This window comes from Nonomuraea sp. NPDC054003, assembly GCF_055585125.1.
Map to the genome: position 1 here is coordinate 443,217 of NZ_JBVJKR010000001.1, position 21,440 is coordinate 464,656.

Sequence of the window (21,440 nt, forward strand, 5' to 3'; positions counted from 1 at the left end):
CCACGCCGTGCCGGTCCCGGGCACGGCGTTCACCGTCTCAGCCGGTGGAGTCCTCCGGGGCGTCCAGGTCGCCGAGCGCGAGCGCGGACGCCTCGTCGAGGTCCAGCCTGCCGCCCTCCTCGAACGCCGCCCAGTAGGCCTTCTCGCCCAGCGACTTCTGGCACTCCTTGACGCACTGGTCGTGGTCGGTGGTGAGGAACGGGGCGCCCAGCATGGGCAGCCCGGCCGTCTTCCAGTTCTGATGGAGCGCGCCGAGCAGCACCGCGGCCACCCGGTCCTGGTCGCGCGCCACGCAGATGCGCGCCGTGGTCTCCAGCGCCAGGAGGGTGCCGAGCGTGTCGTGGAAGTGGCGCTTGACCCGCAGCCCTTCCCGGGCGCTGTGCAGCGCCTCGTCGGGACGGCCGGTGGCCAGCTTGGTCAGCGACATCGCCCACTGCGCGTACGAGCCGACCCACAGCTCGCCCCGCTCACGGCACACCTGCAGGCAGTCCTGCAGCAGCGACTCGGCCTCGTAGACCTCGCCCTGGGCCGACAGCACCAGCGACAGCTCGACGATGGCGGGCAGCAGGCCCGGGTTCAGCTCCTTGTTGTCGGTGTTGAACTCGATCGCCACGCCCAGCAGCGCGCTCGCCTTCTGCAGGTCGCCCTGGAGCAGCGCGGCCGTGCCCTGCATCTTGGAGGCCAGGATCACCGCCCGCGAGTCGCCCACCCGGACCGCCTCGGTGCTGCACGCCTCGGCCGCCTCCAGCGCGCCCACGCTGTCGCCCTGGGCGCTGCGCACGTACGACAGCACCCACAGCGCCTTGCAGCGCTCCTTGCTCACGCCGGGGTTGGCCTCCAGCGCCCGCTCCAGGTAGAGCCGGCCCTCACGGACGAAGCCGCAGCACACCCACATGAACCAGAGCGACGACAGCAGGGTCAGCGCCATGAGCGTCTCGCCGGGGGTGCGCAGCGCGTGCTCCAGCGCGAGCCGTACGTTGTCGTGCTCCTGCCGCATCCGGATGAACCAGTAGATCTGCCGCGGCCCCGACCAGGCGTCCTCGCTGCGGGTGGCCAGCGACAGGTAGTACTGCAGATGCTTGTGGCGCATGACCTGGGTCTGGCCGAGCTTGTCCAGCCACTCCTCGCCGTACTCCGCCAGCGTGTCGATCAGCTTGTAGCGGACCCCGGCGTGGTTGCTGCGGATGAGCAGGATCGACTTCTCCACCAGCCCGGTCACCAGGTCGGTGATGTCCTCCGACGGCAGCCGCTCGTCGGAGCACACGAACCGGGCCGCGTCGAGCTCGAAGTCGCCGGCGAACACCGACAGCCGCGCCCACAGCAGCCGCTCGGCGGGCTCGCACAGCTCGTGGCTCCACCCGATGGCCGCCCGCAGCGTCTGGTGACGCGGCAGGGCCGTGCGGCTGGCCCCGGCCAGCAGGCTGAACCGGTCGGCCAGCAGGCCCAGGATCTGCTCCACCGACAGCGCGCGCAGCCGCACTGCGGCCAGCTCGATCGCGAGCGGGATGCCGTCGAGCCGGCGGCACAGCTCGGCCACCGCGTTGATGTTGTCCTCGTCGAGCATGAAGTCGGGCTGGACGGCCACCGCCCGGGCCGTGAACAGCTGCACCGACTCGTTGGTGAAGAGGTTCTCCATCGGGTCGTCGTCGGGCACCTGCAGCGGCGGCACCGGCACCACCTGCTCGTAGGGCAGGTGGAGCGACTGGCGGCTGGTGGCCAGCACCTTCAGGTTGGGCGCCGCCTCCAGCAGCTCGTGCACCAGCTCGGCGCAGCCCTCCACGAGGTGCTCGCAGGTGTCGATGATGAGCAGCATGTCGCGGTCGCCGACCCACTCCGAGAGCGTCTCGGACTCGGCGCGCGAGGACTGGTCGGCGATGCCGAGCGCGGAGGCGATCGTGTGGCGGACCATGCCCGCGTCCTGAAGCCGGGCCAGGTCGGCGAACCACACGCCGTCGGGGTAAAGACCGCGGACCTGGTGCGCCAGCCGCAGCACGGTGCGGGACTTGCCGACTCCGCCGATGCCCGTGACGGTGACCAGTCGCGACTCACCGAGGTGTCGCTTGAGGTTGGCGAGGAGGCGGGTCCGCCCCACGAAGCTCGTCAGCTCCGCCGGTAGATTGCCGTCTCGCCGCCATCCTGTCGGGGTGGCCATCAACGACCTCACGGGGGATAGGCGACAACCTGCCCTCGCATCGTACCGCCGCTCCCGCGGGGTGTCCCGGCACCGGATTCCGGCCCGGGAGGGGGTTTGTAGCACCGAGTAGCATGATTGCCGTGCAGGATTTTCTCCCGGAGCAGACCTCCGACGACACCGACCTCGGCTGGGGCGACTGGCGCGACGACGACCCCGACGCCTTCTACCTCGACAACCGCCCCCCTCACTGGGGATAGTCCCGGAGCTCGCCGCGGGTGGCGAAGGCGTCGGTCAGCTTCAGCATGCCGCGCAGCAGCAGCCGCCGCTTGAAGACCTGGTTGCGCAGCGCGATGCGCGCCCGCGTCGGCGGGGCCAGGAACGGCCCCGCGTTGCCCTTCATGGCGGCCTTCGCGTAGGGGCGCATCACCTCCTCGTACTCCGCGAACGCGGCCCGGTGGTCCCCGCCCGCCGCGGCCAGCTCGCCCGCCAGCGTGTACGCGCCCAGCACGGCCAGCCCGGAGCCGAAGCCGCCCAGCGTGTTGCCGTAGGCGGCGTCGCCCAGCAGCACCACCCGGCCGCGCGCGTAACGGCCGAGTTCCGTCCGGCTGATCGCGTCCACGTACACGTCGTCCACGGCGGCGATCTCCCGCAGCACCTCCGGGATCCGCCAGCCACCGCCCCGGTACGCGTCCGCCAGGACGCGCCGCTGCTCGTCCACGTCGAACCTGTCGTAGGCGAGCGGCCCTGAGGCGAAGACGAAGAACGACGCCGCCTCCGGCCCGCCCAGCGACACCATCCGGCCGGGCTCGTTGTACATCTCGCCGGCGCCGTCCACGTCCAGCCGGGCCAGGGCGTAGTAGTAGCCCAGGTGCCGCACGTACCGCTCCTCGGGGCCGAACGCCAGCCCCCGCACGGTCGAGTGGATGCCGTCCGCGCCCACCACGAGGTCGAACACGCCCGGCGCGCCCCGCTCGAACGCGACCCGGACCCCGTCCGCCGCCTCCTCCAGCGCGGCGATCGAGTCGCCGAACACGTAGGCGCAGTCGCCGGCGGTCCGCTCGTGGAGCAGCGCCGCCAGGTCGCCGCGCAGGATCTCCACCTCACCGCCGGTGAACTCGGCCGGCATGACCGCCAGCCGCCTGCCCGCGCCGTCCACGATGACCTGGTCACTCCCGCCGGTCTGGCGGCGCCGCACCTCCTCCAGCACGCCCATCCGCGCCAGGACCTCCAGCTGCGCGGCGCCCTTGAAGTCCACGGCCTGCCCGCCGGGCCGCGATCCCGGCGCCTTCTCCACGACGGTGACCTCGCACCCGTACCGGCTCAGCCAGTACGCGACCGCGGGCCCGGCGATGCCGGCGCCGGAGACGAGAATCTTGAGTTTCCGCATGTGTCCGAGGCTGCCGCCCGCCGCTGACAACCCGCCCCCGGTCCGCTGACAGCGTCGTCAGCGTCTCGCGGGCGCTCCGCCCTCCAGCAGCGCGAGCGCCTCCTGCCTGCTCATCGCCTTCCCTCGCGCGTACGCCTCGGCGAAGGCCTCCGCCCCGGACAGCGCCCGCCCTCCGGCGGCGGTACGCGCGGCGTGCCGATCACCCGTCACCGGCGCCCCCCGCAGCGCGACCGCCGCCCCCAGCAACACCCCCACCAGCCACCCGGCGTCCACCTCACCGGCGCCGGGCTCCGCAGGCGTCGCGACCGGCTCCCCGGCGTCCACCTCACCGGCGCCGGACTCTCCGGCGGTGCGCGTGTCCGATGGGCGGGTCCTCGTCCCGGCGAGGACGGCGGCGGCCCGGGCCTCGGCGGCGTCGGCCAGGACCGTGCCGAGCGGGACATCGCGCGCGACGGCGAGGATCTCGCCGGAGACGGCGTCCGCGCCGAGGGCCCCGGCGTCGCCCGCCTCGGCCAGGCGGGCGAGCCCGAGCAGCACCCGCACGCGGGCGTGCCGGGCCCCGAACACCGCGCCGTCCGACGCCGCGAGCGCCGCCTCCAGGAGGCGGCGGGCCTCCCGCAGGTCCCCTTCGAGCAGCGCGACCTCCGCCAGCCCCGCCGACACCGGCACCGGCACCTCGCGCCCCGCCCGCCGGGCCGCCTCCTCGGCCCGCCGGTAGCCCGCCAGGGCCTGAGCCGGATCTCCTTCGCGCAGGAAGGCCTCGGCGCGGTGGGCCAGCACATCCGCGGTCTCTTCCAGGGCGCCCAGCTCGTCCAGCAGCTCCAGCGCCTCCCGCCACAGCTCACGCGCCCGCGCCCACTCGCCGCGCCGCCCGGCGATGGTGGCCAGGGCGTCGAGCGCCTGCGCGGTCCCCCACCGCTCGCCGACCTGCCGGAACAGCGCCAGTACCGCCTCCAGCTCCCGCTCCGCCGCCCGGGGCTCCCCGTCCAGCCACCGGACCAGCGCCCAGCCGAGCCGGCCCAGCGCCATGCTCCACGGATCGGACCCCAGCACCCGATCGTCGGCCGGCCGCACGCCCGAGGCGAACGGGCCGGCCGTCATCCCCCACAGCGCCGCGGTGAACGGGTTGCGCAACGGCCGCCGGAACCCCCGTATGTACGCTTCGGCCCGCGCCCAGTGCTCCCGGCCGGCGAGGGGCGCGGCGTGCACCACGCACAGCACGTACTCCTCCTCCAGCCCTTCGACCGGGCCGTCCAGCAGCGCGGCGGCCGGCGACGCGGCCTGGCTCTGCCGCCCGCTCAGCCACCAGTACGTCGCCAGCGCCGACACCAGCCGCAAGGCCAGCGGCCTGTCGTGCCGGACGGCCCAGGTGAGCGCCGCCATCAGGTTGCCGTGGTCGGCCGACAGGAGGCGTAGCCGGCCGATCTGCTCCCCGCGCCGCAGCCACGGGTCGGCCTCCCGCGCCATGCCCTCGAACCAGCCGGCGTGCCGCTCCCGCACCCGTTCCCGCTCGCCCGCCCGGTCGAGCCGCCCGGCGCAGAACTCGCGGATGGTCTCCAGCATCCGGTAGCGGTCTCCGTCGAACAGCACCAGCGACTTGTCCACCAGCCCTTCGAGCGCGTCCGCGGCGTCCGGTCCGCACACGCCCAGGACCGCCTCCAGCGCGGCGCCCCCGGTGAACACCGAGAACCGCGCGGCCACCGCCCGCTCGTCCGGCGTGAGCAGGGACCAGCTCCACTCCACGGCGGCCCGCAGCGTCCGGTGCCGCCCGACGGCGCCCCGCTCGCCCCGGTCCAGCGCCAGGAACCGGCCGTCCTCCGCCAGCCGCCGCGCCACCTCCCGCACCCCGAAGGCGCGCAGCCGGGCCGCTGCCAGCTCGATCGCCAGCGGTATCCCGTCCAGCGCCGCGCAGACGCGCACGACGTCGGCCACGTTGCCCTCGTCCACGGCGAACCCGCTCCGCACGGCCGCCGCCCGCTCCGCGAACAGCCTGACCGCCGGGTACCGCAGCGCGTCCCGTACGGGCGAGTCCTCCCTGGGCGGCAGGCCGAGCGGCGCCAGGTCCAGCCGGGCCTCGCCGGTGATCCCCAGCGCCTCACGGCCGGTGGCGAGGATCCTCAGGTCCGGGCACTCGTCGAGCAGCGCGCGCACCAGCTCGGCGGCGGCTTCGACCACGTGCTCGCAGTTGTCCAGGACGAGCAGCGCCGGCCTCCCCGCCAGCGCCGCCACCAGCCGCCGCACCGGATCCCCGCCGCCCGGCGCGCGCAACCCGCCCTCCCGCGCCCCGAGCGCCCACAGGACCACCCGCGCCACCTCACCCACCGAAGGCGTGCTCCCTGCGGAGGGGAAGGCCGGGAGGGTGGAGAGGTCCGCGAAGAAGGCGGGCAGGGGGTCACGGGAGGCGGCTTCGACGGCGAGACGGGTCTTGCCGGTGCCGCCGGACCCGACGACCGTCACCAGGCGGGAGCCGCGCAGGGCGGCCAGCCGGTGGAGCTCCCGTTCCCGCCCCACGAAGCTCGTCAGCCGCGCGGGCAGCCCGCCCCCGGCGGGCGGGGCGGACTCCGGGCCGCGCAGTACGGCGAGGTGGGCGGCGGCCAGCTCGCCGGACGGGTCCACGCCCAGCTCGTCGGCCAGCAGCCGCCGCCCCTCCTCGAACGCCCCGAGCGCCTCCGCCTGCCGCCCCTGCGCCGCCAGGGCCCGTACGAGGAGAGCGCGCAGGCGTTCCCGGAGCGGGTGGGCGGCCACCAGCCGCCGCAGCTCGCCCACGGAGGGGCCGCCGGGCAGGCCCAGTTCGGCCTCCGCGAGGTCCTCGGCGGCGGACACCCGCAGGTCCTCCAGCCGCGTCGCGGCGGCCACCGCCGACGGCAGGTCCGCCAGCGGCGGCTCCCGCCACAGCGCCAGCCCCTCACGGAGGAGGGAGGCCGCCAGCGGCGGATCCCCCGCCTCCGCCGCCCGCCGTCCCTGGCGGACCAGCCGCTCGAAGCGGTGCACGTCCACGTCGTCAGGGTCGACGTCGAGCCGGTAGCCGGCGCCGGTGAACCCGATGAGCCCCGGCTCCAGCACCCGCCGCAGCCGCGACACCTGGGCCTGCACCGCGTTGGCCGCCCCCGCCGGCGGGTCCGCGCCGTACTGCCCGTCGATCAGGTCCTGTACCGCGACCGGACGGCCGGCCCCCAGCAGCAGCATCACCAGCAGCGCACGCGGCCGCCGCCCCGGCACGGAGACCGGCTCGCCCGCCGCCCGGCGTACCTCCAACGGCCCGAGCACCCTGAACCGCATGGGCCGACCCTACTCAGCTGACGACGTCCTTCACCCGGAAGCGGCGGAAGGCGATCGCGATGAGGATCGCCGCGTACGTGATCGACACCGAGGCGCCCTTGGCCATGCCGCTCCAGTCGAGCTCGGGGGCCAGGGCGTCGATCCAGGCGTTGTTCCAGAACGTCGGCAGGAACTCGCGTAGCACGCCCAGCGCCTCCACCGCCTGCAGGATGGTGCAGACGATCCAGAGCCCCACCGCGCCGCCCACCGCGCCCAGCGGCGAGTCGGTGACGGTGGAGATGAGGAACGCCAGCGCGGCCACGACGAGCTGGCTGACCAGCGCGTAACCGATCACGATGCCGAAGCGGGGCAGCACGTCGAGCGCCGGGATGGTCTCGCCGGTGCCGGGCACCTGGATGTCGTCCCAGCCGAAGGCCAGCGTGCCCGCCAGCAGGGCCATCAGCGGCAGGCAGATCACCGCGGCGGCCGAGTAGCCGAGCGCCACGACGAGCTTCTGCCGCAGCAGCCGGTCGCGCGGCACCGGCGCGGCGAGCAGGTAGCGCAGCGAGGACCAGCTCGCCTCGCTGGCCACGGTGTCGCCGCAGAACAGCGCGACCGCCACCACCAGCAGGAAGCTCGCCGAGGCCGACAGCGCGAACGCGGCGAAGTTGAGCCCGCTCTCCGTCGCCAGGTCGGAGATCCGCAGCCCCTGGCCGTTGCCGGGGCCCTGCGGCCCGAACTGGAAGGCGATGACCAGGATCCACGGCAGCGCCAGCAGCAGCCCGAACGCGACGATCGTGCGCCGCCGCTTGAACTGCCGGACGATCTCGACCCGCAGCGGCAGCGTACGCCGCGGCGCGTAGCCGGGTGCGGCCGTCATGCCTTGTCTCCGATCAGGTCGAGGAACACGTCTTCCAGGCGCGGGCCGTGCCCGTTGGTCACGGTGGCGGTGGCGGTGGCCGTGCTGAGCAGCACCGACACCGGCCCGGTGGTGACGAGCTTGCCGCGGTGCATCACCACCACGTGGCTGCAGGTCTGCTCCACCTCGGCCAGCAGGTGGCTGGAGACGATCACCGTGCGGCCGTCGCGCGCGTAGCGCTTGAGCACCTCGCGCATCTCCCTGATCTGGGGCGGGTCGAGGCCGTTCGTGGGCTCGTCCAGCACGAGCAGGTCGGGCAGGCCGAGCATGGCCTGGGCGATGGCCAGGCGCTGGCGCATGCCCTGGGAGTAGGTGCGCACCGCGCGCTCCAGCGCCTTGCCCAGCCCGGCGATCTCCAGGGCCTCGTCGAAGCGGGCGTCGGCGGCCGGGCGGCCGGTCGCGGCCCAGTAGAGCTCCAGGTTGTCGCGCCCGGACAGGTGGGGCAGGAAGCCCGGCCCTTCGACGAACGAGCCGAGCCTGGACAGCACCGGCGCGCCCGGGGTGACGGGCTCGCCGAAGATGCGGACCCCGCCGCCGTCGGGGCGGATGAGGCCCATCATCATGCGCATCGTGGTGGTCTTGCCGGCGCCGTTGGGGCCGAGCAGGCCCAGCACCTGGCCCTCCTCGACGCGGAACGACAGGCCGTCGACGGCGAGCTCGCCGTTGCGGTAGGCCTTGGTGAGCCCGCTGATCTCCAGCGGCGGCGCGTCGTCCGGCGCCGGGACGCGCTCGGTCGCGGGCGGCACGGCGGCGCGGCGGGCGCCGGTGCGGCCGGTGGCGAGCACGACCGCGGCGACGGCGATCGCCGCCAGCGGCATCGCCCACACCCACCAGGCGATCCCGGACGGCGGGGCGGCCAGCGAGGACACGGTCGGCACCGACAGGGCGGGCGAGACCAGCCCGATCCGGTAGGAGGCGGGCTCGGCCGGAGTGGCGTAGGCCATGTCGGTCGTGGACACCACCAGCCGCAGCCGGTGGCCGGTCTCGAAGCGGTGGTCGACCGCCGGCAGGGTGACGGTGGCCTCCGCGCTGCCGGCGCCCTCGGGGATCGTCACCCGGAACGGCGCGACCAGCCCGGCGGGCAGCGCCGGCGGCTGGAACGAGTCCGGCACGTCGAAGAGCTTGGCGAACAGCGTCACCTCGCCGCTGCCGTGGACCCTGACCTTGACCGAAGGGCTGCCGGTGAGCTGGAGCGGCGCGGTGAGCGCGGCCGACTCGAAGGCGGCGCTCTGGCCGGGCATGTCGATCGACAGACCGGTGGTGCCCTGGCCTCCGCCGCCGAGCAGGCCGCTCACTCCGGGCACGGTGGAGACGGCGGCGGGTGAGCCGCCCGGCGGGTTGGCGACGTGCTGCTCCGGCCCGCTCAGCGTGACGGCGGTGACGTCGGTGCCGCCGAGTCCGGGGTAGGCGTCGGCCTCGGGGTGCAGGCGGATGCGCTGGCGGGTGCCGGGGTCGCGGCCGCCGTCGCGGGTGATGGTGAAGGCGCTCACCGCGGCGGTGTCGTCGCCCTTCAGGTAGCGGCCGAACCAGGCCAGCGTCTGCTCCCGCAGCCAGTCGGCCTCGCCGTCGCCGCCGTCATGGCCGCCGTCGTACCAGGCCAGGGAGACGGGGGTGCCGGCGGCGGCGATGGCCCTGGCGTTCGCGTCGGCGTGGCCGAGCGGGAACAGCGAGTCGCGCTGGCCCTGGATGAGCAGCGTCGGCGCCTTGACGCGGCCCGCCACGTGGACCGGGCTGGAGGCCTTGAGCAGCTCGACGGCCTCCGGGGTGGCCTTGCCGGTCGTGGCGACGTCCTGGTAGATCTCGCAGATCGAGGGCAGGAAGCGTCCGCACCGCGCCTGCTCGGCGGTCATCGGCTGCGGCCGGCGGGTGAGCGCCTCCAGCCCCTCGGCGGCGCCGCCCTGGACCGCGCCGCCCTGGCCGAAGAAGATGCCGGCCCACATGCGCTTGAACACGCCGTTGGCGGGCCCGCCGCCCGCGGCGTCGGGGAAGAGCGCGTCGCCCAGGTCGGACCAGGTGATCTGGGGGACGATCGCGTCCACGCGGGGATCGTGGGCCGCGGTCAGCAGCGCGATGGCGCCGCCGTAGGAGGCGCCGGTGATGCCCACGCGCGGGTCGCCCGCCGCGTCGAGCAGCACCTCGGGACGCCCGGCCAGCCAGTCGATGAGCTGCTTGACGTCCTTGACCTCGTAGTCCGGCGAGTTCAGCGCGATCTCGCCGGTCGAGCCGCCGAAGCCGCGCGCCGACCAGGTCAGCACCGCGTAGCCCTGCCGGGCCAGCTCCGTCGCCTCCGCGCGGACGCTCCGCTTGCTGCCGCCGAAGCCGTGCGCGAGCAGCACGGCGGGCGCCCTGCCGCCTTCCGGCGGCGGGAAGAAGGTGACGTCGAGCTCGACCCGCTGGTCGTCGGACGGCCCGTCCACGACGGTGATGCGCTGGGCCTGTCCGCGCACCTCGGGCACGGACGGCCACACCAGCCACACCGTCACCCCGAGCAGAGCGAGCACCGCGACCAGCGCGGCCGTACGTTTCATGCGGGGAGCCTACTTTCCCGACCTGAGAAAACTCTGAGACGGCCCGCACACCGCCCCTGAGCCCCTCACAGATCGTCGGCGGACAGGCCCAGCTCCCTGGCGGCGGCGGTCTTGACCAGCTCGGTGACCCGGCGCCGGGGCAGCACGCGCCCGTGCACGTTCATCTGTATGGCCAGACCGTCGCCGAGCGCGAAGATCCTCCAGGTGGCGCCCTCCGGGTCGGGACAGGTGAAGTCCCCGGCGGCCACCCCCGCCTCGATGATGCTCTGCATCACCTGCCTGCTCTGCACGTCCAGCCTGCGGGAGGTGCGCTGCAGGTCCTTGTTGCGCATCGACTCCGCCCAGGCGTCGATCCACAGCCGCCATCCCTCGGGGGAGGCGGTGGGGGAGGAGAGCCTGAGCAGCGCCCGCAGCCGGTCGAGCGGCGGCTTCGGGGAGTGCTCGACGGCGGCGAGCGACTCCATATGGCGTCGTGCGGCGTACGCGAAAGCCTCGGCGAACAGCCGGTCCTTGGTCTCGAAGTGGTAGAAGAGCAGCGCCTGGCTGACGCCGGCTGCTCTGGCGATGTCGATGGTCCTGGTGTGCCCGAACCCCTGCGCGGCGATCACCTCGCAGGACGCCTTCAACAAATCATCACGCCGTAACCGGCCAAAACCTGGAGTCACAGGCCGTAACTCTAATCACCCCGCAGAGGCAATCGTAGGACGAAGCGGGCACCGCGGTCGGACTCTTCGATCGTGAGCCTTCCGCCGTGCTCGTGGGCGATCCCGCGGGCGATGGGCAGGCCGAGCCCGGTGCCGCCGACGTCGCGGCTGCGGGAGGCGTCCAGGCGGGCGAACCGCTCGAAGACGACCTCGCGATCCTCCGGCGCGATGCCGGCGCCGTCGTCGAGCACCTCCAGGGTGGCCTCGCCGTCCTTCCGGACGGTGATGATGATCGTGGACTCGGCGTGCCGCTCGGCGTTGTCGACCAGGTTGGTGATCAGGCGGCTGAGCCCCAGCCGGTCGCCGGTCACCAGCACGTTCGGCTGCAGGGTGGTGACCACCCGCTTGGTGCGCTGCCTGGCCGCCTCCGCGCGGGCCACCTCGGACAGGTCCAGCGGCTCCCGCTCGCCCGGCGCGCCCGCGTCCAGCTTGGCCAGCATGAGCAGGTCGGTCACGATGGCCTGCAGCCGGTCCAGGCTGTCGAGCAGTTCGCGGCCGGTCGTCGGCCAGTCGGTCTCGTCGGGATACAGCAGCGCCTCCTCCACCCGCGTGCGCATCGCGGTGATCGGGCTGCGCAGGTCGTGGGAGGCGTCGGAGACGAACCTGCGCTGCCGCTCGGCCGCGGACTCCAGCCGCTCCAGCGTGTGGTTCGCGGTGATGGCCAGCGCCCGGATCTCGTCGTCGTGGCCGGATACCGGCACCCGCATGCCGACGTCGGTGGCGGTGATCGTGGCGAGGCGGGCGCGGATGCGGTCCACCGGCTTCAGCGTCTTGGTGACCACCCGCCACGCGCCGATCGCGGCCAGCACCACCGGCGCCAGGAAGATCGCGGTCAGGGCGAGCGGCACCCGCGGCGTGACGTACCAGGGAACGATCTTCTCGGTCGTGTAGACCAGCCAGTCGCCGCCCGATGGCCCGGCGAAGCGGTGGGCGACGACCCAGTTGCACTGGCCGGGGTAGAGGGGCAGGTCACACTGTTCCGCGGTGGTGCTGACGGTGTTCTGCGGCGGCACCAGCGTGCTCATCCGCGGCTTCCCGGCGATGTCGGAGTTGGAGAGGAACACTCTGCCCGTCTCGTCGACCACCTGGATGTCGATCTGATGGTCGGACGCGAGCCGCTTCGGGGCGTCCCCGTGCTGGATCAGCTCGACCACCCGCATGGTCCTGCGCTCCAGCGCGTCGCGCTGGTAGCCGGCGGCCGACTGGTAGAGCGCGTACTGCAGGTAGCCGCCCGCCGCGGCGCACAGCACGGCCATGTACGCGGTGGCGATCATCGTCAGCCGCCCGCGCATGGACCTTATGAACCGTTTGACCACCTGCTCCCCTCCGTGGCCATGTCATCACATAGAGTCATCTTAATTCCAATTAGCGGAGATTCGGCGACAAATGGTGCAAATCTCCACCAGATCATTGCTCTGTACGGTCCGCGAAGGCGTGGCTAGAGTAAGTGAGCACTGATGCGAGGGAGTCGATGTGAACCCAGCGGACTACCAGCGCGCCGCCAGGGACTGGCTGGAGCGGAACGTCCCGTCGGAAGGGCGCGCGGACGGTGACCCGATCGCCCAGGCCAAGGACTTCATGGCCCGGTTCTACGACGCCGGATACTCCGGCATCACCTGGCCGGAGCGGTGGGGAGGCCAGGGCCTGACCCAGCAGGAGGAGCGCGCGTTCGCCGCCGCGGCCCGCGACTTCACCCTGCCCGTCTACGTGTTCTCCATCGGCCTGGGCATGACCGGCCCGACGCTGGTCGACCGGGGCACCGACGCCCAGCGCGAGCGGTTCGTCCGGCCGCTGCTGCGCGGCGAGGAGATCTGGTGCCAGCTCTTCTCCGAGCCCGGGGCCGGCAGTGACGTGGCCAGCCTGCAGACCAGGGCCGAGCGCGACGGCGACGACTGGATCGTCAACGGCCAGAAGGTGTGGACGTCGGTCGCCCAGCACGCCGACTGGGGGCTGCTGCTCGCCCGGACGAACGTGGACGTGCCCAAGCACAAGGGCCTGACCATGTTCGTGGTCGACATGCACCACCCCGGCGTCACCGTCAGGCCGCTGAAGGACATGAGCGGCCGGTCCAACTTCAACGAGATCTTCTTCGACGACGTGCACATCCCCGACGAGCACCGGGTCGGCGACGTCGACGACGGCTGGAGCGTCGCCGTCACGACACTGCTGCACGAGCGGCTGTCGATCTCCGCCGGGGTCGGCATGGGCGGCCAGAAGGACAACCCCGCCTCGCTGGAGGCGCTGCGCCGCACCGTCGACACGAGCGACCCGCTGGTCCGCGACGAGCTCGTCGAGCTGCACATCCGCTCGCGTGCCCTGGCCCTGTTCAACCAGCGGCTGGCCCAGGAGACCGAGGCGGGGGTGTTCCCCGGCGCCCGCGGCAGCGCCGCCAAGCTGCTGCTGGCCGAGCTGACCCTCTACCAGGCCGACCTCGCCACCCGGCTGGCCGGGCCCGAGTCGGTCGTCGGCGGCCACCCGCTCGGCACCGTGCTCGCCACCGCGCCGGGGCTGGCGCTCGGCGGCGGCACCAACGAGATCATGCGCAACATCGTCGGCGACCGGGTGCTCAACCTGCCGCCCGAACCCCGGGTGGACAAGACCGTGCCGTTCAAGGACCTGAAGGTGGGGACGCAGGCGTGAAACTCGTACCCAGCCAGGAGCAGCGCGAGCTGCGCGCCGCCGTCCGCGACTTCCTCGCCGCCGCCTCGCCGCCGGCCAAGGCCCGCCAGGGCCACGACCCCGAGGTGTACGCGCGGCTCAACGGCGAGCTCGGCCTGTCGGGGCTGATCGTCCCCGAGGAGTACGGGGGAGCGGGCGCGGGCTTCGCCGAGCTGGCGGTCGCGCTGGAGGAGACCGGGGCGGTGCTGCTCCCCGGCCCCTTCCTGGCCACCGTGTTCGCCGCGGTCGCGCTGACCCGGGCGCCCGACAAGGAGCTGCTGTCCGGCATCGCCGAGGGCCGCGTCGCCGCCACCCTCGCCCTGCCGGGAGCGGACGTCACGGCCGACGACACAGGCCGGCTCAGCGGCACGCTCCCGCAGGTGCTGTCCGGCATGGAGGCGGACGTGCTGCTCGTGACCGCCGGATCCGCGCTGCACGCCGTCGACCTCACCGCCGAGGGCGTCACCAGGACCCCGCTGGAAACCCTCGACATCACCCGCGGCCAGGCCCGGGTCGTCCTGGACGGCGCGCCCGCCCGGACGCTCGGCGAGCCCGCCGACGGGATCGCCGACCGGCTCGCCGTGGCGCTCGCCGCCGAGCAGCTGGGCGTGCTGCGGGCCGCGCTCGACGCCATCGTCGGCTACGCCAAGATCCGGGTCGCGTTCGGCCGCTACATCGGCTCGTACCAGGGCGTCAAGCACAAGCTCGCCGACATGCACGGCAAGCTGGAGCAGGCCGAGTCGATCGTCCGCTACGCCGCCTGGGCCGCCGACGAGGCCCCGGACGAGCTGCCGGGCGCCGCCGCGCTCGCCCAGGCGTACGTGGGCCGCGCCTGCTTCGAGGTGGCCCGCGACAGCCTGTTGCTGCACGGCGGCATCGGCTACACCTGGGAACACGACGCCCACCTCTACTTCAAGCGGGCCAAGACCGACGAGGTGCTGCTCGGCCCGCCCCGCATCCACCGTGCCAGGATCGCCGACCTGCTGGAGCTGTGATGGACATCAGCCAGTCGCCCGGCTTCTACGCCATCGCCCAGGCCGACCCCGACCGGGTCGCCGTCATCGACACCGACGGCTCGCGCACCACGTACGGCGAGCTGCACGCGCTGGTCAACCAGGTGTCCCACGGGCTGCGCGCGCGCGGCCTCGGCACCGGGGACGTGGTGGCCGGCGTGCTGCCCAACGGGCTCGACCAGGTCATCATGCTCATGGCCACCGGCCAGATCGGCCTGTACTACGTGCCGATCAACTGGCACCTCGCCGCGCCCGAGATCGACTACATCGTCAAGGACTCCGAGGCCAAGCTCGTCGTCACCAGCCAGGAGTACGCGGTCCCCGGCGCCGAGATCGGCACCGCGGGGCTCGCGGACGGGCAGCCCGCCACCGCGCCCGGCGACCGCACCGCCGGGGCCGTCATGTGGTACACCTCCGGCACCACCGGCCGCCCCAAGGGGGTGCAGCGGCCGCTGCCCGGCGCCGAGCCCGAGGCGATCGTGCCGATGTACACCTGGTTCCTGGGCGAGGTCGTCGACCTGAAGCCGGGCGACGGGATCCACCTGGTGACCTCGCCCATGTACCACTCCTCGCCGTGCGCCCACACCCAGTTCGCGCTGCACTTCGGCCACACCGTGGTGATCGCGCCCCGGTTCGAGCCGGAGACCGTGCTGGAGCTGATCGAGCGCCACCGGGTGACGAACGCGATGATGGTGCCGACCATGTTCCACCGGATGCTGCAACTGCCCGCCGAGGTCAGGCGGCGCCACGACCTCTCCAGCCTCCAGCAGGTCATCCACACCGCCGCCGCCTGCCCGGTCGCCGTCAAGCAAGGGATCATGGACTGGTGGGGGCCGGTGCTCTACGAGTACTACGGCTCCACCGAGTCCACCATCGCCTTCTCCGTCAAGCCGCACGACTGGCTGGCCAGGCCCGGCACCGTCGGGCGGCCCGCGCCCACCTTCGAAGCCAGGATCCTCGCCGAGGACGGGACCGAGCTGCCCCCGGGAGAGCCCGGCCTCGTCTACGTCAAGTCCAGCCTCGGCAAGTTCGAGTACCGCAAGGACCCGGCCAAGACCGCGGCCAGCATGCGCGGCGAGTGGTACGCCCCCGGCGACATCGGCTACCTGGACGAGGACGGCTTCCTGTTCCTGTGCGACCGGCGCACCGACCTCATCATCTCCGGCGGGGTCAACATCTACCCCGCCGAGATCGAGGCCGCGCTGCTGGAACACCCCTCGGTCGCCGACGTCGCCGTCATCGGGGTGCCCGACGAGGAGTGGGGCCACAAGGTGGTCGCCCTCGTCGAGCCGGCCGAGGGCGTCGCCGCCGGCCCGGAGCTGACCGCAGAGCTGCTCGCCCACTGCGGCCCGCGCATCGCCAGGTTCAAGCACCCGAGGGTGATCGAGTACCGGGAGCGGCTGCCCCGCACCCCGACGGGCAAGCTGTCGCGGTCCAAGGTCAGGCAGGAGTACCTCGACGCGGGCTGAACACCAGCTCCTCGGTGTAGCGCTCCGCACCCAGATAGAAGGAGGTCGACAGGGTCCGCTCGGCGGTGTCGAAGACGGTGCTCCAGAGCGTGCGGAACGGCCCGAACTCGGGCTGCCGCACCGCCTCCAGGCTGTCACGCAGGTCGCGGCCCGACAGCGTGACGCCCTTGCTGCGCTCGTACAGCGCGCGCAGCCGCCCGTACGTGCCGAGCGTGTTCCCGGTGTCGGCGGGCAGCGCCATCGGGTCCGGGTTGCGGTGCAGCAGGTGGTTGGTGACGCACAGCGGCCCGCCGCCGAACTCCACGACGTGCTCCGAGCCGTCCCTGCCGCGCTCCCACACGAACGCCCCGCCGTGCGCGTCGGCCACCAGGTAGTGTAGCGGCGTGCCGTGGTCGTACTGCTTGGCGCAGAGCAGCGCCTGCTTGGCCTGCTCGGCGGTCTCGCAGGTCTCCACCAGGAACCGGGGCAGCTGCACGCTGCTCAGCCCCACCTGGGGGGAGACGTTCTCCGGCGGGGACGCCTGGTCGATGTCGGCGATGAGCAGCGTCACCGCCAGCCCCGCCTCGTTGATCCCGTCCATGCACCCGTCCAGGTCGGACATCGTGATCACGGTGGAGGCCAGGCCGTCGTCCGGGACCGTGGTGATCACGTACGGGCGCGACGCCATCGGCAGCTCGCCCGGCGGCGGATCACCGCCCATGATCTCACTGGTGGTCAGCGTGAAGAAGTCGTAGTTGCGGCCGATCCTGCCGTGCCCGTCCGCCGACGCCGACGGCGGCACCCACAGGGCCGAGCAGGCGGAGCCCGCCGGGACGTACCCGAGCCCGTCGAGCGCCAGCTCGTCCTGGTCCGGGTCCAGGCCGAGCGCTTCGGCCGCGCCGTCCATCCGGGCGTGCTGCTGCGGCCAGTGCCGCTCGAACCAGGCCCGCCTGGCCCGGTTCACGGTGGGGTGCGACGGCTGCGGCCGCCAGCCGAGCCGCAGCGCCTCCTCGGTGAGGCGGCGGCCGATCTCGGTCTGGCCGCCCTCCACGGTCATGTGGCGGACGAGCTGGAAGTCGTCCCTGCTGCCCGCGACTTGGGTGATGTTCATGCCGCCGAGGCTGCCGCCCGCCGCTGACCGGGCCCTTACCGCTCGCTGACCGCCCGCCCGTAACGCTCCGCCAGCCGCCGCACGGCCTCCGCCAGCTCGGGCGGGTCCAGCACCTCGAAGTCCAGGCCCAGGAAGCCGATCCAGACGGCCATGCCGTCGAGGTCGTCGCTGCCCAGCTTGAGGACGCAGGTGTCCGGCCCGGCCGGCTCGATCTCCATCCGGTCGCCCAGCCCCAGCTCCCGCACCCGCTCGGCCGGGGCGTGCAGCAGCACGGTGCCGCGGTGACGCCACATGGCCGTGTTCACGCCGCGCTCCACGTACGCGGCCACGTCCCCGTCCTCCGGCAGCTCCCGCGTGGTGAACCGGGGGCCCGACGGGACGCGCGGCCTGAGACGGTCGACCCGGAACGTCCGCCAGTCCTGCCGGGTCACGTCGTAGCCCACCAGATACCAGCGGCCGCGCCGGTGCACCAGCCGGTACGGTTCCACGTCGCGGACGGTCGCCGACCCGTCGTGCCCGGTGTAGTCGAAGCGCAGCCGCTCCCGGTCACGGGCGGCGTTGGCGATCGTGGTCAGCAGCGCGGGCGGCACCGACGGGGCCTCGCCGGGGATCTGCACCGTGTACGCGTTCAGCGCGCCCACCCGCGCCCGCAGCCGGGACGGCAGCACCTGCTCCAGCTTGGCCAGCGCGCGCACCGACGACTCCTCGATGCCCTCCACGCCGCCCCCGGCGGCCCGGCCGAGCCCGACGGCGACGGCCACCGCCTCCTCGTCGTCCAGCAGCAGCGGCGGCAGCGCCGCCCCAGCGCCCAGGCGGTAGCCGCCGGCCACGCCCGGCGTGGCGTGCACCGGATAACCGAGGCTGCGCAGCCGCTCGACGTCGTTGCGAATCGTCCTGGTGGTGACCCCGAGCCGCGCCGACAGCTCGGGGCCGGTCCACTCCCGGTGCGCCTGGAGCAGAGAGAGCAGCTTGAGCAGGCGGGCGGAGGTCTCCAGCATGCCCGCCAGTCTGCCCCCTATCGCGGAAAGCGCGGTTCCTCGTTCAGCGGTCAGCCGCCGAATATCCGCTGCGCCTGCTGGATCAGCGTGAGCACGGTCACAGGTGGCTGTTCTGTTTACTGGCCGTTGAACTGTCAGTGACGATATGATTACCGAGTCGCTCGTCGAATGTATGCCTCCCCCGGCGCAGCGTGCGGCCTCGGGTGTCAGCGGGACTACTCGACACATGATGAGCGTCCAAGGCGGGTGAGCGTGCGCGGGTCCTACAAGTTCCCCCTCCGCCCCACCAGCAAGCAGGCCGTCGCGCTCGCGCAGTGTCTGGAGGAGCATCGCCAGTTGTACAACGCGGCGCTGGAACACCGCCGCACCGCCTACGCCAAGGCTGGCGTGAGCATACGATACGGCGATCAGTCGGCCGACCTCAAACACATCCGTGCCGGCGATCCGGACGGTCAGGGCCTGTGGTCGTTCTCCTCCCAGCAGGCCACGCTGCGCCGTCTGGACAAGGCGTTCGCCGCGTTCTTCTCCCGGGTCAAGGCCGGGCGCACGCCGGGCTTCCCCCGGTTCAAGGGGCGCAGCCGGTTCGGCACGGTGGACTGGCCGAAGGACGGCGACGGCTGCCGGTGGGACTCTCAGCCGCAGGACCCGTCCGCCACGTTCGTGCGATTGCAGGGCATCGGCCACGTCCGGGTACACCAGCACCGGCCGGTCCGCGGCCGCGTCAAGACGGTCAGCGTGAAGCGGGAAGGTAGCCGCTGGTACGTCGTGCTGTCGTGCGACGACGTCCCCACCGACCTCTTGCCGCCGACCGGCAGGGCGGTCGGCGTGGACATGGGCGTAGCCTCACTCGTGACGACGAGCGACGGCGCACAGGTGGGCAACCCGCGCGCTACCTGGTCGCATCCATGGGCAAGCTCGCCGCCGCTCAGCGTGATCTCGCCCGCAAGAAGCGGGGGAGCGAACGCCGCCGTAAAGCGGTCGCCCGTGTGGCCGCCCTCCATGCCAAGGTTCGGCGGCAGCGCCTCGATCACGCGCACAAGGCGGCGCTGGCCCTGGTCCGCGGCTACGACCTGATCGTGCGTGAGGACCTGCGGATCGCGAATATGACCCGCTCGGCGTCCGGCACGATCGAGCGGCCTGGCCGGAACGTCGCTCAAAAGTCGGGCCTGAACAGGTCGATCCTGGACGCGGGCTGGGGGGTGTTCTTGCAGATCCTCGCGTACAAGGCTGAAAGCGCCGGTCGAGAGCTGATCGCGGTGACCCCTGCCGGCACCTCCCGCACGTGTGCCCGATGCGGGCACTGCGCGAAGGAAAACCGCGTCACCCAAGCCGAGTTCGTGTGCACGGGGTGCGGGCATACCACGCATGCCGACGTGAACGCGGCGGTCAACATCTTGAGGGCAGGGCTTGCCCTTCGCGACACCGCGCAAGCGGCCTAGCGAGAAGCCGCTCCCTCCCCGGGAACGGAGGAGTCACGTTGATGAACCACTGCAAAGAAATCAATCCCGCTCCACGACATATTCCCCGTGACGGGTGAAACCGGTTACGCGAGCGCCCGCGGCCATGAGCCCGCCCAGCGTCTCGCGGGTCGCCAGCCGCCACTCCCGGGCCGCGCCGGGGTCCTGCCCGCGCAGCGTCTCGATGTCGGGCGGCGTCGCCACCAGCACCGTGCGCCCCTCGGCCGGCTTGACCAGCGGCCGCCCGCCCGCGTCGGCGAGCACGGCGGGGTAGCGGGCCTCCACCGCCGTGCCCGGCGGCCGGTCCAGCCGCCACACGGCCAGCAGCCGGTCGGACTCGTCGCCCTCGTTGATCTCGTCGGCCATCACCCCGTAGAACCGCTCCAGGTACGCCTCCGGCCTGGCCCCCAGCTTGACCAGGTTGAACCAGGCGTTCCTGCGGACCAGCGGGTCGAACGTCCAGGTGATCCGCTCCAGCCCGCGCCGCAGGCACCACTCCCGCTGGTGCAGCTTGAGCGCGGACCCGGCGCCCCGCCCCGGCAGCGCGCCGGTCACGTGCGAGTGCAGGGCCCGGTCCGCCGCCAGGAAGCCGACGGACGCGCCCACGAGCCGGCCGCCCTCGAAGGCGCCCGCGACGTAGCCGCCCGCGTGCGCGAAGGCGATCATCAGCTCGACCGGGACGGGCGCGTTGCGCGGGTCCGGGTGCCAGATGTCGTCGAAGAGCCGGTACGCCGCGTGGAACTCCTCCAACCGGCGCAGCTCGTGTATCTCCACCTGGTGGGTCTACCCGAGCGTGCCGGTGAGGAAGCGGTGCACGTTGCCGCCGATGATCTTCTGCACGTCCTTCTCCGGCAGGCCGCGCCCGAGCAGGCCCTCGGTCACCATGGGCAGCCCCGACGGGCCCTCCAGGCCGGGGATGGCGGCCAGCACGTCGACGCCGTAGCTCACCTCCTCGCACGGCGGCATCACGTCGGCCATCACCTCGCGGATGAAGTCCGGGCCCAGGCCGACGTGGTCGATCCCGGCCACTCCCGCGACGTGCTCGATGTGGTCGAGCAGGTGGTCGAGCGTCGCCTCGTGCTCGTGCTCGGTGAGGAACCCGGCGAAGAAGTTCACGCAGATCACCCCGCCGGTGGCGGCCACCCCGCGCAGCTGCTCGTCGGTGAGGTTGCGGTGGTGGTCGCGCAGCGCCCGCGCGGAGGAGTGGGTCGCCATGACCGGCCGGGTGGCCAGCTCCAGCACGTGCGCCACGCCCGACGCGCCCAGGTGGGACACGTCGAAGATCATGCCGAGCCGTTCCATCTCGCGCAGCGCGGCCACGCCGTGCGAGGTCAGCCCGCTGCCGGTGGCGTCCTCGCCGCTACCGTCGGCCAGCGGGGTGCGGCCCCAGTGGGCGATCGAGGCGATCCGCACGCCCAGCCGGTGCAGGGTGGGGATCAGCTCGACGCTGGCGTCCAGCCCCGGCATGCTCTCCATGGCCAGCACCAGGGCGATCAGCCCGTCGTCCAGCGCCGCGTCGACGCCCGCCGCGTCCGTGCAGAGCCGCACGTCGCCCGCGCTCCCCTCGGCTATCACGTGCGCGCACTCGATCATGCGCAGCGTCCGCCGCAGCGCGCCCTCGGGACGGTACGGATCGTCGATGAAGACCGGCAGCACCTGCAGCCGCACCCCGCCCTCCTTGAGCTGGGGCAGCCAGCGCTCGCGGAAGAACGCCGCCCAGCGCTCGGGCGGCCTGGCCGAGACCGCCATCAGCAGGTCGTTGTGGGTGTCGGCGACGACGGAGCGACGGTGCAGGGAAGACGTCATGAGCCGGACGCTACCGCGC

General features: G+C 73.1%; 15 protein-coding genes and 1 pseudogene. 5 read left to right on the forward strand and 11 right to left on the reverse strand.

What is annotated here, in order from left to right:
* Nucleotides 1-37 precede the first annotated feature (37 nt).
* The 7 genes from ACZ6YG_RS01850 to ACZ6YG_RS01880 form a co-directional block, all read right to left on the reverse strand.
* A complete protein-coding gene (locus tag ACZ6YG_RS01850) occupies nucleotides 38-2,164 on the reverse strand; it encodes an ATP-binding protein (RefSeq protein ID WP_308248751.1) in 2,127 nt (708 codons plus the stop codon).
* A 214-nt stretch (nucleotides 2,165-2,378) separates the two neighbouring features.
* On the reverse strand, nucleotides 2,379-3,521 hold the full coding sequence (locus ACZ6YG_RS01855; protein ID WP_397197650.1) for an FAD-dependent monooxygenase: 1,143 nt from the start codon (nucleotides 3,519-3,521) through the stop codon (nucleotides 2,379-2,381).
* A gap of 57 nt (nucleotides 3,522-3,578) precedes the next feature.
* A complete protein-coding gene (locus ACZ6YG_RS01860; RefSeq protein WP_466016936.1) occupies nucleotides 3,579-6,800 on the reverse strand; it encodes an AfsR/SARP family transcriptional regulator in 3,222 nt (1,073 codons plus the stop codon).
* Nucleotides 6,801-6,813: 13 nt separating this feature from the next.
* The gene (locus ACZ6YG_RS01865) at nucleotides 6,814-7,659 is read right to left on the reverse strand and encodes an ABC transporter permease (RefSeq protein ID WP_148030267.1); all 846 of its coding nucleotides are present in this window, start codon (nucleotides 7,657-7,659) and stop codon (nucleotides 6,814-6,816) included.
* A complete protein-coding gene (locus tag ACZ6YG_RS01870) occupies nucleotides 7,656-10,226 on the reverse strand; it encodes a CocE/NonD family hydrolase (RefSeq protein WP_466016937.1) in 2,571 nt (856 codons plus the stop codon). Before ACZ6YG_RS01870 ends, ACZ6YG_RS01865 begins: the two co-directional genes overlap by 4 nt.
* Nucleotides 10,227-10,291: 65 nt before the next feature.
* Nucleotides 10,292-10,852, reverse strand: a complete 561-nt coding sequence (locus tag ACZ6YG_RS01875) for a TetR/AcrR family transcriptional regulator (protein ID WP_466016938.1) — start codon at nucleotides 10,850-10,852, stop codon at nucleotides 10,292-10,294.
* A 50-nt stretch (nucleotides 10,853-10,902) separates the two neighbouring features.
* Entirely contained in the window at nucleotides 10,903-12,222 is a 1,320-nt protein-coding gene (locus tag ACZ6YG_RS01880; protein WP_466016939.1) for a sensor histidine kinase, read from the reverse strand.
* Between the two features lie 181 nt (nucleotides 12,223-12,403).
* On the opposite strand from ACZ6YG_RS01880, the gene ACZ6YG_RS01885 reads away from it, so the two are divergent.
* Genes ACZ6YG_RS01885 through ACZ6YG_RS01895 form a run of 3 tightly spaced genes read left to right on the forward strand, consistent with a single transcriptional unit; the run spans nucleotide 12,404 to nucleotide 16,070 of the window.
* Nucleotides 12,404-13,570: an acyl-CoA dehydrogenase family protein gene (locus ACZ6YG_RS01885; protein WP_466016940.1), complete on the forward strand. Its 1,167-nt coding sequence runs from the start codon at nucleotides 12,404-12,406 to the stop codon at nucleotides 13,568-13,570.
* A complete protein-coding gene (locus tag ACZ6YG_RS01890) occupies nucleotides 13,567-14,583 on the forward strand; it encodes an acyl-CoA dehydrogenase family protein (protein WP_148030271.1) in 1,017 nt (338 codons plus the stop codon). Before ACZ6YG_RS01885 ends, ACZ6YG_RS01890 begins: the two co-directional genes overlap by 4 nt.
* Entirely contained in the window at nucleotides 14,583-16,070 is a 1,488-nt protein-coding gene (locus ACZ6YG_RS01895; protein ID WP_466016941.1) for an AMP-binding protein, read from the forward strand. The genes ACZ6YG_RS01890 and ACZ6YG_RS01895 overlap by 1 nt, the downstream gene beginning before the upstream one ends.
* On the opposite strand, the gene ACZ6YG_RS01900 is transcribed toward ACZ6YG_RS01895, so the two are convergent.
* Together ACZ6YG_RS01900 and ACZ6YG_RS01905 are read right to left on the reverse strand one after the other, a co-directional pair.
* Nucleotides 16,042-17,160, reverse strand: a complete 1,119-nt coding sequence (locus tag ACZ6YG_RS01900) for a C45 family autoproteolytic acyltransferase/hydolase (RefSeq protein WP_466016942.1) — start codon at nucleotides 17,158-17,160, stop codon at nucleotides 16,042-16,044. The two genes, ACZ6YG_RS01895 and ACZ6YG_RS01900, sit on opposite strands and share 29 nt — an antisense overlap.
* A 35-nt stretch (nucleotides 17,161-17,195) precedes the next feature.
* The gene (locus tag ACZ6YG_RS01905; RefSeq protein ID WP_148030274.1) at nucleotides 17,196-18,158 is read right to left on the reverse strand and encodes a helix-turn-helix transcriptional regulator; all 963 of its coding nucleotides are present in this window, start codon (nucleotides 18,156-18,158) and stop codon (nucleotides 17,196-17,198) included.
* Nucleotides 18,159-18,326: 168 nt separating this feature from the next.
* On the opposite strand from ACZ6YG_RS01905, the pseudogene ACZ6YG_RS01910 reads away from it, so the two are divergent.
* Both ACZ6YG_RS01910 and ACZ6YG_RS01915 read left to right on the forward strand, forming a co-directional pair.
* Nucleotides 18,327-18,974 (forward strand): annotated as a pseudogene (locus ACZ6YG_RS01910) (RNA-guided endonuclease InsQ/TnpB family protein); the annotation flags it as partial.
* 89 nt (nucleotides 18,975-19,063) lie between these two features.
* A complete protein-coding gene (locus ACZ6YG_RS01915) occupies nucleotides 19,064-19,597 on the forward strand; it encodes an RNA-guided endonuclease InsQ/TnpB family protein (protein ID WP_466016943.1) in 534 nt (177 codons plus the stop codon).
* 60 nt (nucleotides 19,598-19,657) lie between these two features.
* Here the strand turns inward: ACZ6YG_RS01915 and ACZ6YG_RS01920 are convergent, their stop codons facing one another.
* Together ACZ6YG_RS01920 and ACZ6YG_RS01925 are read right to left on the reverse strand one after the other, a co-directional pair.
* Complete coding sequence (locus ACZ6YG_RS01920; protein ID WP_466016944.1) at nucleotides 19,658-20,389, reverse strand: GNAT family N-acetyltransferase; 732 nt, start codon at nucleotides 20,387-20,389, stop codon at nucleotides 19,658-19,660.
* A gap of 9 nt (nucleotides 20,390-20,398) precedes the next feature.
* The gene (locus tag ACZ6YG_RS01925) at nucleotides 20,399-21,421 is read right to left on the reverse strand and encodes a dipeptidase (RefSeq protein ID WP_466016945.1); all 1,023 of its coding nucleotides are present in this window, start codon (nucleotides 21,419-21,421) and stop codon (nucleotides 20,399-20,401) included.
* Between the last annotated feature and the right edge of the window lie 19 nt (nucleotides 21,422-21,440).

Bases quoted from the DNA above. Each gene is read 5' to 3' on its own strand.
- ACZ6YG_RS01865 (WP_148030267.1), bottom strand. From the start codon at position 7,659: ATGACGGCCGCACCCGGCTACGCGCCGCGGCGTACGCTGCCGCTGCGG.
- ACZ6YG_RS01880 (WP_466016939.1), bottom strand. From the start codon at position 12,222: ATGCGCGGGCGGCTGACGATGATCGCCACCGCGTACATGGCCGTGCTG.
- ACZ6YG_RS01915 (WP_466016943.1), top strand. From the start codon at position 19,064: ATGGGCAAGCTCGCCGCCGCTCAGCGTGATCTCGCCCGCAAGAAGCGG.
- ACZ6YG_RS01860 (WP_466016936.1), bottom strand. From the start codon at position 6,800: ATGCGGTTCAGGGTGCTCGGGCCGTTGGAGGTACGCCGGGCGGCGGGC.
- ACZ6YG_RS01895 (WP_466016941.1), top strand. From the start codon at position 14,583: ATGGACATCAGCCAGTCGCCCGGCTTCTACGCCATCGCCCAGGCCGAC.
- ACZ6YG_RS01870 (WP_466016937.1), bottom strand. From the start codon at position 10,226: ATGAAACGTACGGCCGCGCTGGTCGCGGTGCTCGCTCTGCTCGGGGTG.
- ACZ6YG_RS01855 (WP_397197650.1), bottom strand. From the start codon at position 3,521: ATGCGGAAACTCAAGATTCTCGTCTCCGGCGCCGGCATCGCCGGGCCC.
- ACZ6YG_RS01905 (WP_148030274.1), bottom strand. From the start codon at position 18,158: ATGCTGGAGACCTCCGCCCGCCTGCTCAAGCTGCTCTCTCTGCTCCAG.
- ACZ6YG_RS01925 (WP_466016945.1), bottom strand. From the start codon at position 21,421: ATGACGTCTTCCCTGCACCGTCGCTCCGTCGTCGCCGACACCCACAAC.
- ACZ6YG_RS01900 (WP_466016942.1), bottom strand. From the start codon at position 17,160: ATGAACATCACCCAAGTCGCGGGCAGCAGGGACGACTTCCAGCTCGTC.